Source organism: Anabaena sphaerica FACHB-251, from assembly GCF_014696825.1.
GTDB lineage: Bacteria > Cyanobacteriota > Cyanobacteriia > Cyanobacteriales > Nostocaceae > RDYJ01.
On the sequence record NZ_JACJQU010000005.1, the window covers coordinates 221,408 to 235,549 of the forward strand.

The 14,142-nt window shown below is 39.8% G+C and carries 17 protein-coding genes; 3 read left to right on the forward strand and 14 right to left on the reverse strand.

The genetic code is table 11. The features are described 5' to 3' along the window. Positions 1-150: 150 nt before the first annotated feature. On the forward strand, positions 151-1,044 hold the full coding sequence (locus H6G06_RS11755) for an alpha/beta fold hydrolase (protein WP_190560431.1): 894 nt from the start codon (positions 151-153) through the stop codon (positions 1,042-1,044). Positions 1,045-1,190: 146 nt separating this feature from the next. Here the strand turns inward: H6G06_RS11755 and H6G06_RS27385 are convergent, their stop codons facing one another. From H6G06_RS27385 to H6G06_RS11815, 12 genes are all read right to left on the reverse strand, one after another. After that, positions 1,191-1,415, reverse strand: a complete 225-nt coding sequence (locus tag H6G06_RS27385; protein ID WP_422387049.1) for a pentapeptide repeat-containing protein — start codon at positions 1,413-1,415, stop codon at positions 1,191-1,193. A gap of 372 nt (positions 1,416-1,787) precedes the next feature. Continuing rightward, complete coding sequence (locus H6G06_RS11765; protein WP_190560252.1) at positions 1,788-2,024, reverse strand: hypothetical protein; 237 nt, start codon at positions 2,022-2,024, stop codon at positions 1,788-1,790. 497 nt (positions 2,025-2,521) lie between these two features. Further along, complete coding sequence (locus H6G06_RS11770) at positions 2,522-2,710, reverse strand: hypothetical protein (protein ID WP_190560254.1); 189 nt, start codon at positions 2,708-2,710, stop codon at positions 2,522-2,524. 342 nt (positions 2,711-3,052) lie between these two features. Next, on the reverse strand, positions 3,053-3,370 hold the full coding sequence (locus H6G06_RS11775; RefSeq protein WP_190560256.1) for a hypothetical protein: 318 nt from the start codon (positions 3,368-3,370) through the stop codon (positions 3,053-3,055). A 28-nt stretch (positions 3,371-3,398) separates the two neighbouring features. Further along, the gene (locus H6G06_RS11780) at positions 3,399-5,567 is read right to left on the reverse strand and encodes a peptidase domain-containing ABC transporter (RefSeq protein WP_190560258.1); all 2,169 of its coding nucleotides are present in this window, start codon (positions 5,565-5,567) and stop codon (positions 3,399-3,401) included. Positions 5,568-5,630: 63 nt separating this feature from the next. Continuing rightward, positions 5,631-7,154 carry a beta-barrel domain-containing protein gene (locus H6G06_RS11785; RefSeq protein ID WP_190560260.1) on the reverse strand — a complete coding sequence of 508 codons (1,524 nt, stop codon included), beginning with the start codon at positions 7,152-7,154 and terminating at the stop codon, positions 5,631-5,633. A gap of 1,116 nt (positions 7,155-8,270) precedes the next feature. Further along, positions 8,271-8,591, reverse strand: a complete 321-nt coding sequence (locus tag H6G06_RS11790) for a hypothetical protein (RefSeq protein ID WP_190560262.1) — start codon at positions 8,589-8,591, stop codon at positions 8,271-8,273. Positions 8,592-8,616: 25 nt separating this feature from the next. Next, the gene (locus H6G06_RS11795) at positions 8,617-8,937 is read right to left on the reverse strand and encodes a CTB family bacteriocin (RefSeq protein WP_190560264.1); all 321 of its coding nucleotides are present in this window, start codon (positions 8,935-8,937) and stop codon (positions 8,617-8,619) included. Between the two features lie 20 nt (positions 8,938-8,957). Beyond that, on the reverse strand, positions 8,958-9,308 hold the full coding sequence (locus tag H6G06_RS11800; protein WP_190560266.1) for a CTB family bacteriocin: 351 nt from the start codon (positions 9,306-9,308) through the stop codon (positions 8,958-8,960). A gap of 345 nt (positions 9,309-9,653) precedes the next feature. After that, entirely contained in the window at positions 9,654-10,019 is a 366-nt protein-coding gene (locus H6G06_RS11805) for a CTB family bacteriocin (RefSeq protein ID WP_190560268.1), read from the reverse strand. Positions 10,020-10,437: 418 nt separating this feature from the next. Next, on the reverse strand, positions 10,438-10,824 hold the full coding sequence (locus H6G06_RS11810; RefSeq protein ID WP_190560270.1) for a CTB family bacteriocin: 387 nt from the start codon (positions 10,822-10,824) through the stop codon (positions 10,438-10,440). A 295-nt stretch (positions 10,825-11,119) separates the two neighbouring features. Beyond that, complete coding sequence (locus H6G06_RS11815; RefSeq protein ID WP_190560272.1) at positions 11,120-11,842, reverse strand: diacylglycerol/polyprenol kinase family protein; 723 nt, start codon at positions 11,840-11,842, stop codon at positions 11,120-11,122. Positions 11,843-11,893: 51 nt separating this feature from the next. On the opposite strand from H6G06_RS11815, the gene yidD reads away from it, so the two are divergent. Continuing rightward, positions 11,894-12,130 (forward strand): membrane protein insertion efficiency factor YidD, encoded by a 237-nt coding sequence (gene yidD, locus H6G06_RS11820; protein WP_190560274.1) that lies wholly within the window; start codon positions 11,894-11,896, stop codon positions 12,128-12,130. A gap of 111 nt (positions 12,131-12,241) precedes the next feature. Continuing rightward, complete coding sequence (locus H6G06_RS11825; RefSeq protein ID WP_190560276.1) at positions 12,242-12,937, forward strand: M15 family metallopeptidase; 696 nt, start codon at positions 12,242-12,244, stop codon at positions 12,935-12,937. A 104-nt stretch (positions 12,938-13,041) separates the two neighbouring features. Here H6G06_RS11825 and H6G06_RS11830 read toward each other — a convergent pair whose 3' ends face one another. After that, positions 13,042-13,515, reverse strand: a complete 474-nt coding sequence (locus H6G06_RS11830) for a TspO/MBR family protein (protein ID WP_190560278.1) — start codon at positions 13,513-13,515, stop codon at positions 13,042-13,044. Between the two features lie 98 nt (positions 13,516-13,613). Then, entirely contained in the window at positions 13,614-14,087 is a 474-nt protein-coding gene (locus H6G06_RS11835; protein ID WP_190560280.1) for a TspO/MBR family protein, read from the reverse strand. Positions 14,088-14,142: the final 55 nt, after the last annotated feature.

Consider the following 14,142-nt stretch of genomic DNA (forward strand, 5'->3'; position numbering starts at 1 on the left):
TTCTTTGAAAATTGTGTGAAGCAGCATATATTTGCTTAATTAAAACCTAGCGTCCCAACTTCAGAGATGAAAGTATATATAATACGAGTGGTCAGGCAGCTATCCTGAATTATGAACTATGAATTATCAGTTATGAATTATGAATTTTCTATGAAAACTTTTACCAATACATTTACCTCAACCCAAACCTGGATGTGGCAGGGGTTCCCCATTTGTTACCAAACCCAAGGCACTAGTGGACCTCCTGTGATTCTGGTGCATGGCTTTGGTGCATCCTGGGGACACTGGCGCAAAAATATACCAGTTTTAGGAGAAAGTTGTCGGGTTTATGCCATTGATTTGATTGGTTTTGGTGCTTCCGCTAAACCGCAACCAGGAGAGAAAATAACCTACACACTAGAAACTTGGGGACAGCAAGTAGCAGATTTTTGTCGTGAAGTAGTGGGTGAACCAGCGTTTTTAGTAGGTAATTCCATTGGCTGTATAGTAGTTATGCAGACTGCGGTAACTAACCCAGATATAGCTTTAGGAACCGCCTTACTTAACTGTTCTCTCAGACTATTACACGATCGCAAACGGCTAACTTTACCTTGGACAAAGCGCGTTGGAGCGCCAATTTTACAAAAGCTTTTATCCTATCAAGCAGTTGGTAACTTCTTTTTTAGTCAACTAGCCAAACCAAAAACAGTAAGAAAGATTCTTCTCCAAGCTTATGCCAATGGAGATACAGTTACAGATGAGTTGGTAGAGATTCTCATGACACCAGCAAGTGATCCTGGTGCAGCAGCAGTATTTCTGGCCTTCACAGCTTATTCTAGTGGACCATTACCAGAAGACCTTTTACCCGTACTGCCTTGTCCGGCGATTATTTTATGGGGAACGGCTGACCCTTGGGAACCGATTGATTTAGGTAGAAAGTTAGCCAATTTCCCCCAAGTGCAAAAATTTATACCCTTAGAAGGAGTGGGACACTGTCCCCAAGATGAATCTCCTGAGTTAGTGAATCCAATTTTACAGGATTGGATTCGTGAGTTATCAATATGATATTTTCCCCATTTCCTCAACCTGACTTTCGTACATAGGTTTTACAGCAAATGTTTGTATGTTTGTAGGTTAAGGAGTAAAGAGTAAGTAGTGATTAAAACATTCCACATTTGCTCTTTACCCCTTAACAGAAAGGAATTGGAGGTCTATTTAGTTTGTGGACTTGTCTTGTCTAGCTTGCTACTACCAACGGTGATGTCCGTGATGTCCGTGATGTCCCCAGCCCCAGGGACGACCGCCCCACGGAGGACCACCCCACGGAGGACCACCCCACGGAGGACCACCCCACGGAGGACCACCCCACGGAGGACCGCCCCACGGAGGACCGCCCCAGGGACGACCGCCCCAGGGACGACCGCCCCAGTAACCACCAGATAGCAGTTGCTGTTCTTCAGTAGATATCTCTTGAACTAAATCAGATTTGATGTTTTGATCTGACATAATTGTTGCCCTCGATTTATAATACTGGTGACAAGCGTTCTGCACCCATAATCTATTTATAAGAATAAGAAAATGAATTGGTAAATTCATAATGCTATAGTTACAATCTCATATTCAATAAATATATCTTGTGATATATATAGCTCATATTTGATGTCTGAATACAACTCTGTAAATAGACTATTGAAGATTGGCAAATTACAAAAAAATGATATTAATAAAAGGGAGAAGATAAAAGTATTATCCTCACCCTATAATTGCAAGTTTGTAGATTTGCAGAATTCAGCTATCTAGCAATATTGCTAACAGTATTCCGGAGAATAGCCGTAATCTTGATAGGGCATACCTCCATACTGGGGTTTGTAGCCACAACCTTGACTATGAGGTTTGTAGCCACAACCTTGACTATGAGGTTTGTAGCCACAACCTTGACGCGGTTGATAACAAGGAGAACAATTTCCATATCCTCCAGATATAAGTTGCTGTTCTTCTGTGGATAATTCCACTAAATGAGATTTATTGATTTGAGTTGACATCATTAATTGCCTCACTTACATTTTTAGGGTTTTAAAAGGGAACAGAGAACGGGGAACGGGCAACAGGGAAATCCCCATAATCAAAATTACGGGATTTGAAACGGACGTATTTTTCTCTCTAAGAGACGCTTCGCGAACGCACTACGTGGCTCGAAACCACTGTTTTTACCTCTTTTCATCAATAAATTTAGGGGCTTGAAACCCATGATTCGGCCAGGATTTTACGACTTTTCCCTGTTCCCTATTCAGAGTTCCCTGCCGAAGGGCTTGGCCAATGTTTAAGTAATACCCCCTGTAATGTTTAAGTAATACCCCCTGTGTTTAAAAGATGGGAAAGTTGGAAAATCACACAAATGAGTAGGTTGCAAACAGGGCGCATCATCAATAAGGGAGGAGAAGAAGAGATTGTTAAAACTCGCTCAAATTTTGATTTATTTGATTGAGCCGATACTCAATTTTCTCCTACCTATACTAATTGAAGAGTCTCACTTACAAAACTACTAGTCTGTGGACGGTGCTAATTTAGGAACCGTAGCCATAAACGGGACGACAGCTACAGATGTAATTGGGGTAACGTTGTGGGTAACTACCTGGGAAGCCACCGCCCCCTGGGAAGCCACCGCCACCGCCACCGCCTGGGAAACCACCGCCACCGCCTGGGAAGCCACCGCCACCGCCTGGGAAGCCACCCATTTGTCCTCCAGAGATAAGCTCTTGTTCTTCGGTGGATAATTCAGCAAGTAAATCCAATTTGTTGATTTGATCTGACATGATTTTTGACCTCACAAACTTATTTAGGTGTGTAACCACCTATGCTTTTATTATTAATAATTTGCATCTTAATTAAATTATTCTCTGGTTATATTTATCTTAAAAAAAATTCTTTCTTTTAGCTCATGTTTCTGGCATTAAGATTGTACATTTTGTTATTGTAAGAGTTTTCCTTATCTCTTCTTTAGCTAGGCAAAGAAATGTAGAGCTAAAAATTAATCTATCTCTACACCAAAATATTTAAACTTAAAACTTGCAATTTAGGAAAACAATTTATTGAGGATGTTAGGCAAGAAGTGACTCCATATATTACTACCTGGGCTAATTGTTTTTAAGCCAAAAGTCAAAGAAGCACCAAGATTTATTTGCGATAACTTATATTTACTACTTTGTGAATTAGATTCATTTTCTCCCAGATTTAGGTCATTATCTGCGGCACTTTCAATGTTAGTAGTTTGGAAGAAAAAATCAGTTTTCCCGATCACATCAAAACCTTGTCCAGAAATTAAACTCTGTTGTTCTGCCTCAGATAAATCATAAAATAATTTCTGAAGGTTAGATTTGGGATAATCTGCCATATTATTACTCCTCACACAAGTAAGATAGTTATATAGTTAAAAACTTCATATGCTCTCCTTGTTGAGCTAGGAAACTATCTCGACTACCTTGTAGTTTTACTTGACCTTTATCCATTAACACTATCCAATCTGCTCGATTAACCACACTGGGACGATGGGTGATCAAAATTGTGGTTTGACCTTTGCGAGATGCCAACAATCGATCTAAGACATGAGTTTCACTAACTGGGTCTAGTCCTGCGGTGGCTTCGTCTAAGATTAAAATGGGTGGATTGGTGAGTATTCCGCGTGCGATCGCTAATCTTTGTCTTTGTCCACCAGAAAGATTTGCACCAAATTCTCCTAACACAGTTTGATACTTATTAGGTAATTGACTAATAAAACCATCTGCATCAGCAATTTCACAAGCTTGCACAATTTGCTCAAAGGGAATAGAAGGCGTTCCTAAGCGAAAATTTTCCAAAATTGTACGACTCCAAAAATGTGGTTCTTGAGGTACATAAACCACTTGTTGACGCAAACAATCAAGGGAAAGATCATGGATATTAAAAACACCAATGCGGATATTACCTGAAGTTGGCTCATATAAACCTGCAATTAGTTTTGCTAAGGTGCTTTTACCACAACCTGATTGACCAATTAAAGCAATTACCTTTCCACCGGGAAGTTTAAGAGAAAAATCCTCTAATAAATCAACTCTTCCTACGTGGTGAAATGTCAGATGAGAAAAATGAATATCCGCATCACCTGAGATTTGTGCAATGGGCTTTTGACTACCTCCAACTACTTCCGGTGTGGCATCAATAACTTCTAGTAAACGAGAAATTGCGGTTTGAGAACGGAAATATTCATCTACTAATCCCACCAAAGAACCAATTAAAGCCAAAACATTCACTTGTAAGGCATTAAAAGCCAGCATTTGACCAATAGTTAATTTGTTGTTAATTACTAACATACTGCCTATACCCAGTAGAATTACACCACCAAGAGTAGAAAGAAGTTTAGCAACAGTACCGTTAATAATTCCGATTTGAATTGTGCTGAAAGTAAGATTAGCCAGACGACCAAAACGGCTTTGAAATTCATCCCAAAATTGAGGAGCAGCATTAGTTGTTTTGATTACTTGCGCGCCTTTGAAAGTTTCTACTAATACCCCTTGATTTTCTGCACCTAAAACTAGTAAGCTGCGTGTTTTTTGTTGCAGTATAGGTAAAAATGGGAGGGTAGATAGAGTCATTAAAGCCCCAAACATAATTACTGCTATTGTCAATTGCCAGCTATAAAATAGCATCAAGCAAAAGGAAATAATAGCAACAAAAAATTGGCTAGGTAAAAGCACTACTACCTGAGAAATTAATTGATTTATTTCATTAATATCACCCAATCGGCTGGTGATTTCACCACTGCGGCGAGATTCGTAGTAACTTAAAGGTAATTGCAGTATTCTCCGTCCAAAATCCAAGACTAACCCTAATTGCAATCGTTGACCAAAATGAGCAATCATAGTAGATTGTATGACTTGCAAACTACTACTAAATATAGTCATGAAAACAACAGAGGTTACAACAACTGTTAGTAACTGTATATCTCCACGGACTAAAACATCATCAGTTAGTAATTGGATTAAAACAGGGCTTCCGAGAGATAAGATACCCAGGATAATATTGATTATCAAAACTTGAGTTAGCAATCCCCGATAGGGCAGAATTCGCAGAAAAAAGCGCAACAAACCACCGTGGGGTTTTTCTTGGGGTTGTTGAGAAAAACGCTCTGGATCTGGCTCTAATAAGAGCATGACTCCGTTCCAAGCTGACAGCAATTCTTCGCGTTTAATATAGCGAATTCCTACGGCCGGATCAGCAATAACATAGTTTTTACCTTGTTTTCCATATAAAATAACCCAGTGATAACCACGCCAATGAATAATTGCTGGTAGTTGAATTTCTGTAATTCTATCTACAAGTTCTGGTGAGGCTTTAACGGCTCTAGCATTGAATCCTAAATTATCAGATCCACGTTTTAAACCTAATAAAGTTGTTCCTAGTTGTCCTGTTCCTACGGCTTCTCGGCTTTTATTTATGCTTAAGAAGCGTCCGTAATATTTGCAAATGGAAGCTAGACAAGCAGCACCACAGTCTTCTTCGCTTGCCTGTAAAACAGATTGGTACTTTCTTCGAGGTCTGAATATGTTAAACATAAACAATTCAAGTTTCCAAAACAGAAAGATTGCGTAACTAAACTACTGAGATCTGACAAATGACTAATTAAAATCAGTAATTAATCTAGCTTTTCTGAGAATAAATTGCAGTACGGTTTCTTCACGGGAAATAATATCAGTACGTCCTTGCATTCCTGGTTGTAAATGACATTTATTTTCGCCTCTACCTACATATAATGTTTCTGGTTCAATAGTAACTTCGTAACCATTAACCTGGGAAATATTTGCGGCTGAATTACTTTGAGGTTGGGTTTGTGCAACTGGTAAAATATCTGGAGCAACGTTTTTGACAATGCCTTTAAGAGTGCCATAATCTGGATAAGGACAAGCAGAAACTTGCATTTGGACTTTTTGACCTGGTTCTACTTTGTTAATCTCTTGAGCAGGTACATAAGCCTTTATTTGTAAAGGTGCATTCAGGGGAGCGATCTGAGCAACAGCTTCACTAGGTTGTACTACCTGTCCAGGATTGCGAAGTTTTAATTGTAGTAATGTGCCACTAACAGGTGCGCGAATTACACTCTGATTCAAATCTGTTTTTGTTTGTAGCCAATCTTGACGAGTACGAATAAGTTGCTTTTGAATTTCCAGACGTTGCTGTAATAGAGTCTGGAGTTCTTTTTTCAAAGCGGCTAAGGTAGCTTCACCCCTAGCTTGTTCTTGTTTAATTCGTTCCGATGCGATGATGACAGCAGAATTATTAGGATTGATAGCTGTTCTCGCTTTATATAGATTTGTTTGAGCAACTTCTAGGGCTTGTTGTTTTTCCTCCAAAAGAGTTTTAGTATTGTTTTTAGCTTGTTCTAACTTGGCTTGAGCAGATTGAACAGCTTGTTGTTTTTCTTCAAGCATACTCTGAGATATTGCACCAGAATCAGCGATCGCTTGCAATCTATCTCTTTGCAATTTGGCAAGATTCAAAGCTGTCTGTGCTTCTTCTATAGTGGTTTTTAATACTCCTTCTTCTTGCAAACGTTCAAGCTGTGATTTTGCAAATCTTGAAGCCAATTCTGCTTGCAGCATTTCTGCATCAGCTTTGATTTGTTGGTCTTCAAAGTTGCGTTGAGTACCACCTAACTCAGCTTGTGCCGCTACAATTGTGCGATTGATGAAATTTCCCTGGGCCAGAATTTGAGTATTGATTTCACCTAATTGAGCATCAATTTGTACTAGTTGTAATTGACTTTGTTGAATAGTGCTTTCCAGTTGGCTTTTTTGCGTTTGCAGACGAGAATCATCAACATAAGCGATCGCATCCCCCTGAGTTACCACCTGATTGTCTTTGACCACAATCTTCTGCACCTGTCCAGAAATAGCCGACTCAACTAGCCGTAGTTCTCCTACTGGTCTAATACTGGCAGGAACTTTCACCGTCACTTTATAAGTAAGTACAGTGGTTAAACCTACACCCACCACACAAATAGTCAGCATTACCCCCAAACCAACGCTAGTCCATTTGTGAATTTGGGGCAGAAACTCATTAACTTCAACTGAATGCAGATGTTCAGAACCTGGATCACCAGACCCATTCCAAACATAGTTTTCATGGCGGCGTAAAGAGTCCACGGCGTTGCACCTTTTCAATTGAAACATCAACAAACATGAGGGTTATCTCATATCGCGTTTGATATCTAAGCGGCTTAGATAACTCCACATAACTTGATTGCAAATCCCATCTCACCGAAAAATAACTGTCTGAGGTAATATGTCCTCAGATAGTAGTAAAAAATTGTTTTCTTTGTTCCATGTTAATAAATATCATCAACTAATCAGCTAAGTTCAGCATTTTCTCATCCGGTGATGATTCAAAACCATCTCTCGACAAATAACCTTCAGAAAAGGTATCTTTGCCTCTATCTTTTGGTGAATATTAAGTAATACCCAAAGTATCAAAATTGCCAAACACTAGATAACAACAAGGGTTGACCTAAAGAAACAGAGCCAGAATAAAATATGTTGCTCACAACAGTAAACATCGTGGTGAAGAATCCTCTATAATCATTAGTGGGGGATAAGAAAAGTAACCGCTGTCCATAGCAAAAACTTTTCTTGACATCTCTGACGTGGGCAACGCTGAGAAAAAACCGAGGAGAACGCTCAAACTCCCTCAAAGACCTCACTTACGTTGAGCGAGTAGTAAGAATCTCCTCTCCCCCCTTCCTAATTACAAACACTCGATTCTAGATATCTACTTGCAGATTGAGTTTTAAATTGTAAGTATTCAGCTATAGCACTCGTTCATACCTAGATCCCCGACTTCTGACATCAATTTATAATTTGTGGACACAATAAACAAAAGAAGTCGGGGATCTTATTGCCCTACCTGAATTCTTACTTTAAATTACTGATTTAGCCAATAAAAATGAGATGATAACTTCTAGGATTACGCAGTATTACAATCAGTCAATGGTCAGTTTTCACTAGCCCCAACAAAAACGAACAATAACCCGGATGTAAAAATTTCCTATTGCCTGAATTTTAACAGTCTCATAATCCCGAAATTATTCCACAATAAATTTTGTATAAAAGTTGCTTATTTAACTTTGCCAGTAGCAATTTCTTAAGCAAAGTATGGGTGGCAAAGATAAGGCAGTTATGAGAGAGTTGTAGATTTTAGATGTAGGATTGAATATTTTAAAATCCAAAATCTAAAAAGTTTTCCAGCTTTGCTCTCTTCTGGTGTTAGCGTGTTTGGCTTGCAGCCGAAAATGGTGGCAGAATCATAATATCTTCTGCACCTGTCTTCTTACCTTTACCTTGTACAGTGGAATTACCAAAACTGCCAAGGGGACCAGAAGTAGTTGACCCTTCTATAGTATTATTGCCCAATACAGTGCTTGAACCATCATTTAGGGTTTGACCCAACGCAGTAATAGGCCGATCTCGTAGGGCTGCAAGAGGTGCAATAAATGGATCATTCAAAGCTTGACCGCCAAAGAAAACTTCCTGTTCCTCTGTAGATAACTGCACTAGTGAATCTGATTTCATGACATCTTGTAACATAATTGTTCACCTTTTTGTTAATCCCTTAAAACATTCCTAGAGGACTGTTGACTGATATGGGGTTGTTGGGTAATGGAGGTAATAGATTGTTAACAGATCCCAAGGGAGCAACTCTGGGAGCATCAGATGACAATATAGTTTGTGCGCCACTATTGATATCAGCAAAATCTGTATTAGTTTTAGAAACCTTGCCTAGTGGAGTAGTGCGGTTAGTCTCTGTTGTATTTTCGTTTCTTTGAGCAAAATTGTTATTGCTAATCTGAGGTTGATTACCACCAGTTAATAATTCTTGTTGCCGATCAGATAGCTCAATCAACCGTTCCGATGTAATCATTGAACATGACATGATTGTTAGCCTCGCTTAACTCAAATTCTCAAGTCACCTAAACCATCTAATCTTCTCAAACCTGCCAAACTAATTCTTGGTAATGCTGGTAAGCCAGTGAGAACTGGAGCAGAACCCAAAGCTGGAAAATCAGGTATAGATGGCGCACCCAATCCCAATAAATCTTGTGCTGCGGTATTGACTTCTGAACTTTGACCTGATGAATTTGCAAAACTACCATTTGGCCCAGAAAATACAGACCCCTGTAACGCCACCAGTCTGTTAGCAAAATTACTGCCAGATAACTCAAAGTCTGCACCGCCGGCTATGATCTCCTGTTGCTGCTCAGATAAATCTGCAAACAAATTTGATATGATGGTATAATATGACATGATTGTTAGCCTGATTTACGTAATATCCAACATAAAAGAATCCAGAGACTAAATCATAGATGCAATTTTTTCTGAAAACCCAGTCCCCAGACTCTTTTAAAGCTGTTCACTTTTTTGGCTTCTCAATAGTCCTTGTTCAAAGCTGTCGGCGCGTAGCCCAACTAACTTCCTATGCAGATTTTAGTGAGGGGGATCAAGAAGAACCAGATAATTCGATTCTTTAATTACCCCCAAGCACCATTCTCAAATATAGATGGATGAAACCATCTGGTGTCACAGTTGATTTTTAGTCACCTGTGGAAATGCTTAAAAAACGCAGCTGTCCAGCACAGAACTGAAGCTGCCTTAGACACCAAGATCACCAAGACCACCAACACCACCAGCACCACCAGCACCACCAGCACCACCAGCTAAGGGGGTAGGTGCTGCTAGTCCATTAAGAACTGGTGCAGCACCCAACGCAGCAACATCAGGAACTATGGGCGCACCCAATCCCAAGAAGTCTTGGGCTGCGGTGTTGACAGCAGAACTTGTACCGATAGAGTTACCGGTGCTACCATTAGGACCAGAAGCTGTAGTACCTTGTAAATTTGCTAGTCTATTAGCGTAATTACTACCAGCTAACTCAAAGTCAGCACCACCAGTTACAAACTCTTGTGCTTCATCAGACAAGATAACAAACAATTCAGACGAAATGATTTGATGGGACATGATTTTTAGCCTCACTTACGTAATTTTTAAACAAAGGATTCCAGAACATGAACTGATTTCTTACTGTTTTCTTTTGGGCAAAAAGAAAACAAACATCATCGCTTCTAGAATCCGCTAATTACTAACTCCCAAGGACAAGAAACCCAGATCCCGTGATATTAATCAGTACCAGCAGTACCGCAGAGATGGAGATGCTGCTTAATGTAACTGAATACTGAATAATGTTACTTCTGCAATCATCAGTTAGTTATTGGGAATAACAGTTGCAGATTTTAAGGAGGGGTATCAAGAAGAACCTGGGCATTTGATTCTTTGATTACCCCACGCACCATTACCAGCCTAGATAGGCGAAGCGGTCTGGTGTGGTGAAAGTTGATTTTTTGACCACCTGTAGGAGTGCTTAATAGGCAGGGCTGATTTAGCCAAATGGTCCGCCAGCAGGACCGAATGGACCACCGGGACCACCGGGACCACCGGGACCACCGGGACCAGCAGGACCACCAGGGACTGCAATAGGTGCTGCTTGTCCATTGAGAACGGGTGCAGCACCCAACGCACCAACTTGAGGAACTATGGGCGCTCCCAATCCTAATAAGTCTTGGGCTGCGGTGTTGACAGCAGCACTTGTACCGATGGAGTTACCGGTGCTACCATTAGGACCAGAAGCTGTGGTACCTTGCAGGTTGGCTGTTCTGTTGGCGTAGTTACTGCCAGCTAATTCAAAGTCAGCACCACCAGTTACAAACTCTTGTTGGTGATCAGATAAGACAACAAACAAAGCGGACGCATTTATTTGATTTGACATAATTATTAGCCTCACTTACGAAATTAGGTGAATCACCACCTAACAACCCAACTATAAGCATTCTTGCTCGGTAATTCATAAATCTAGGGGTAGAAATCAAATTTGGTAGTTCTACTTCTCAAAGTAGATATAAAATCTTTTAATTTTTACAGATATATTCATACCCTTAGAGGGGGTATATTGAATATTTGATATTTTTGAATTTATTTGCTACATCTATATATATTTTTCCGTTTTTTGAGGGTATAACTAATATTATAAATACTAGGCTAGAGAGAATATAGTAATATACAACTTAGTATTTAGCTATTGAATTAAGCACCAGTATTTGAGTTAAGAAGTAAGCTAAGGCTGCACTACCGATAGGAACTGTTAAATTATCAATACCCAAAAATGAAAAAGCTTCTAAGGCTGTGGCTACTAGGGCTACGACTATTGATATCGCCCACGTTTGCCAAGTATTTCCTTGTGTTTCCAGTAAAATAAACATACTAATCAGGAAACTAATAAAAGTCATTGTTAAAGAACCTTCCCAACTTTTGTTTGAACCAAAAATTTTATATTTATGTTTACCAAATCTTTGCCCAATTAAAGCTGCTAGTCCATCTCCCCAAGCCATAGTTAAAATGCCTAATGCTGCATATTGGGGTTGCTGTAAATACCAGAACCAAGCAACTAAAATACCAATACTGACAGCATAAAAAAATGTTCCTAAACTTTGGCGGCCGACGCTATTAATTCCGGGCAAAATGGGGAATATATAGGATAATAAGGTAATGATACTGCCTAAAATTGAAGCTGTAATCCCAACGATAGCGGGGATATTTAGCCACCAAGCTAGTAAAATTACATTACCTGTGCCAATATGCACGATTTTGCGGATGATTTCGGGTTCGCTGTTGGTAAAGCGACTGACTCCCCAAGCGATGAGGATAACAAGTAATACCCAAGCCGCAGCTGTGGAAATTTGCAGCCACAATGGGAGAATAGATTCTAAACCGGGAAATGTAGTCAACAATGATGCAACTGAGAATTTTGGGACTTTGATACTACTTTAAATGATTTGGGTATGAAAATATTATTGATTTGGTTAATTAAGGGTTATCGCTTGTTCATTTCTCCTCTGTTTCCCCCGACTTGTCGCTTTCAACCAACTTGTTCGATGTATGCTATCCAAGCTATTGAACGCTTTGGGGTGTTCCGTGGTGGTTGGATGGCCATTTGGCGCATTTTACGCTGTCATCCGTTCCATCCTGGTGGTTATGATCCTGTACCAGAAAAGTCTTGTTGCGAACATCGGGAGTAATATAGCAGGAGTCAGAATTCAGAATTCAGAATTCAGAAGTAAAAGCTTAGAAAAAACGCCAGATGTCAACAGACAATTTCTTGCACTCAGTAAAGATATCTTTGATAAATTATGCGTCCATATCACCAAATCCCAATTATTGAATGTGGTGAACCTTTAGTTAATATTCCTCTAGAACTGTTTGCGGTGGAAACTCCCCATCCTTATGAAAAGTTAGGTGCTAACTATGGGGGATACTCACCTTATTTTCTGCGTGAAAGTGTGATCAAAAATTTAATTGAGGCACAGAATTATTTAAAATTGTTGCGTCCGGGTTGGTATATTCAGATATTTGATGCTTATCGTCCTGTGGCTGTGCAGCAATTTATGGTAGATTATAGCTTTGCACAAGCTTTGCAGGAAAGGGGTTTAATTGAGGTTAATTTATCAGTGGAAGAAAGGGAAGAAGTTTGGAAAGCGGTTTATGAAATTTGGGCTGTACCAAGTTTAGATATGAATACTCCTCCTCCTCATAGTACGGGTGCTGCGGTAGATATTACCCTAGTAGATGAAAATTGGGAAGTTGTAAATATGGGTTCACCTATTGATGAAATGTCAGAGCGATCGCACCCTGATTATTATATTAATAGAAATCAAGAATACAATCACCATCGAGAATTGTTACTAGATGTCATGTTAAAGGCAGGATTTAAACGCAATCCTAGAGAATGGTGGCATTTTTCTTTTGGTGATCAAATGTGGGCTTGGTTGTGTAATCTATCAAATCCTGATCATCCTGTAACTGCACGTTATGGACGTTTAATTTGACGTTCAAATTGCAAGATAAATCTGCAAAAATCCTGAAAGATGATGGAGTCTCTGAGTGATCGCTGGTGATGACTATCTAAAAGTGACCACTCAGAAAAGCAACATTATGCGTCTTGGGGATTGAGTTCTCGCAACTCGTCAGTGGTGTAAGTACCGATGGGACTCCAAACCAGATAGGGAAGTAGCAATAAGGCTGCGGTAACAGAAATTGGTAAGACACAGATTGCTAACACTACAGCGGAAATCAAACCCATTAACCCGATTTTTTCCCCTAGTTTGAGACTGCGAAACCTCAACATCACAGGTATGTAAGCGACAGTGATTATCTCTGCTAAAAGATACAATCCCATCAGCATCCAGGTAATTATGCTGCCCGGATTTTTTTGCCAAACTATATTAGCTGACACTGCACCACAAGTTAAAATCACAGTCCAAATCAAGGGAATAAGCGGTTCAAAAACTAACCACTGCGGACGACTTAAGCGCGTGAACCATTTTACATCCCCTGGTGTGATGAAGAAACTACCAAGGGCAATTAGTAAAGTTATACCCCCAATAATCATCCAAGATTGAATCATGGTTCACCCTCCCTGTGTAGTTTGTTCAGATGTACATTGCAAGTCTGACAACTAAGGATGTGGAATGAAATCACTCGCTGGTTTTAATTCCTAATATGTCAAGCATCCTGTGGGTTGAGACGAATCATTTCCCAAGTTGTATATGTACCGATAGGACTCCAAAGTAAATAAGGAATTAGTAATAATGCAGCCCAAATAGAAATAGGTACAACTGCGAAGGTGACTAAAAGACAGATGATGAAACCTGTGCCACCAATAATTGTACCTACTTTGAGACTGCGAAGCCGAAACATTACAGGTGTATAAGCAATAGTAAATATCTCTAACAGTAGGTAGAAACCCATCATTAACCAGGTTATACCTGTTCCTGGGTTATGTTCCCAGATAATATAAGCTGACCAAGCGCCACAAATAAATATTACTGTCCAGATGAGGGGAATTGCTGCTTCAAAAGTCAGCCATCTAGGTCTTTGTAAATGTCTGAACCATTGGCGATCGCTCGGTGTAATCAGGCTACTGGCCAAGGCTACTAAGAAAGCCACACCCCCGATTACCATCCAAGATTTAATCATTCTTTCCTGTCCTTGGTGCTGACTCTCATAACTAATTATACAGCTTAGGGATTGG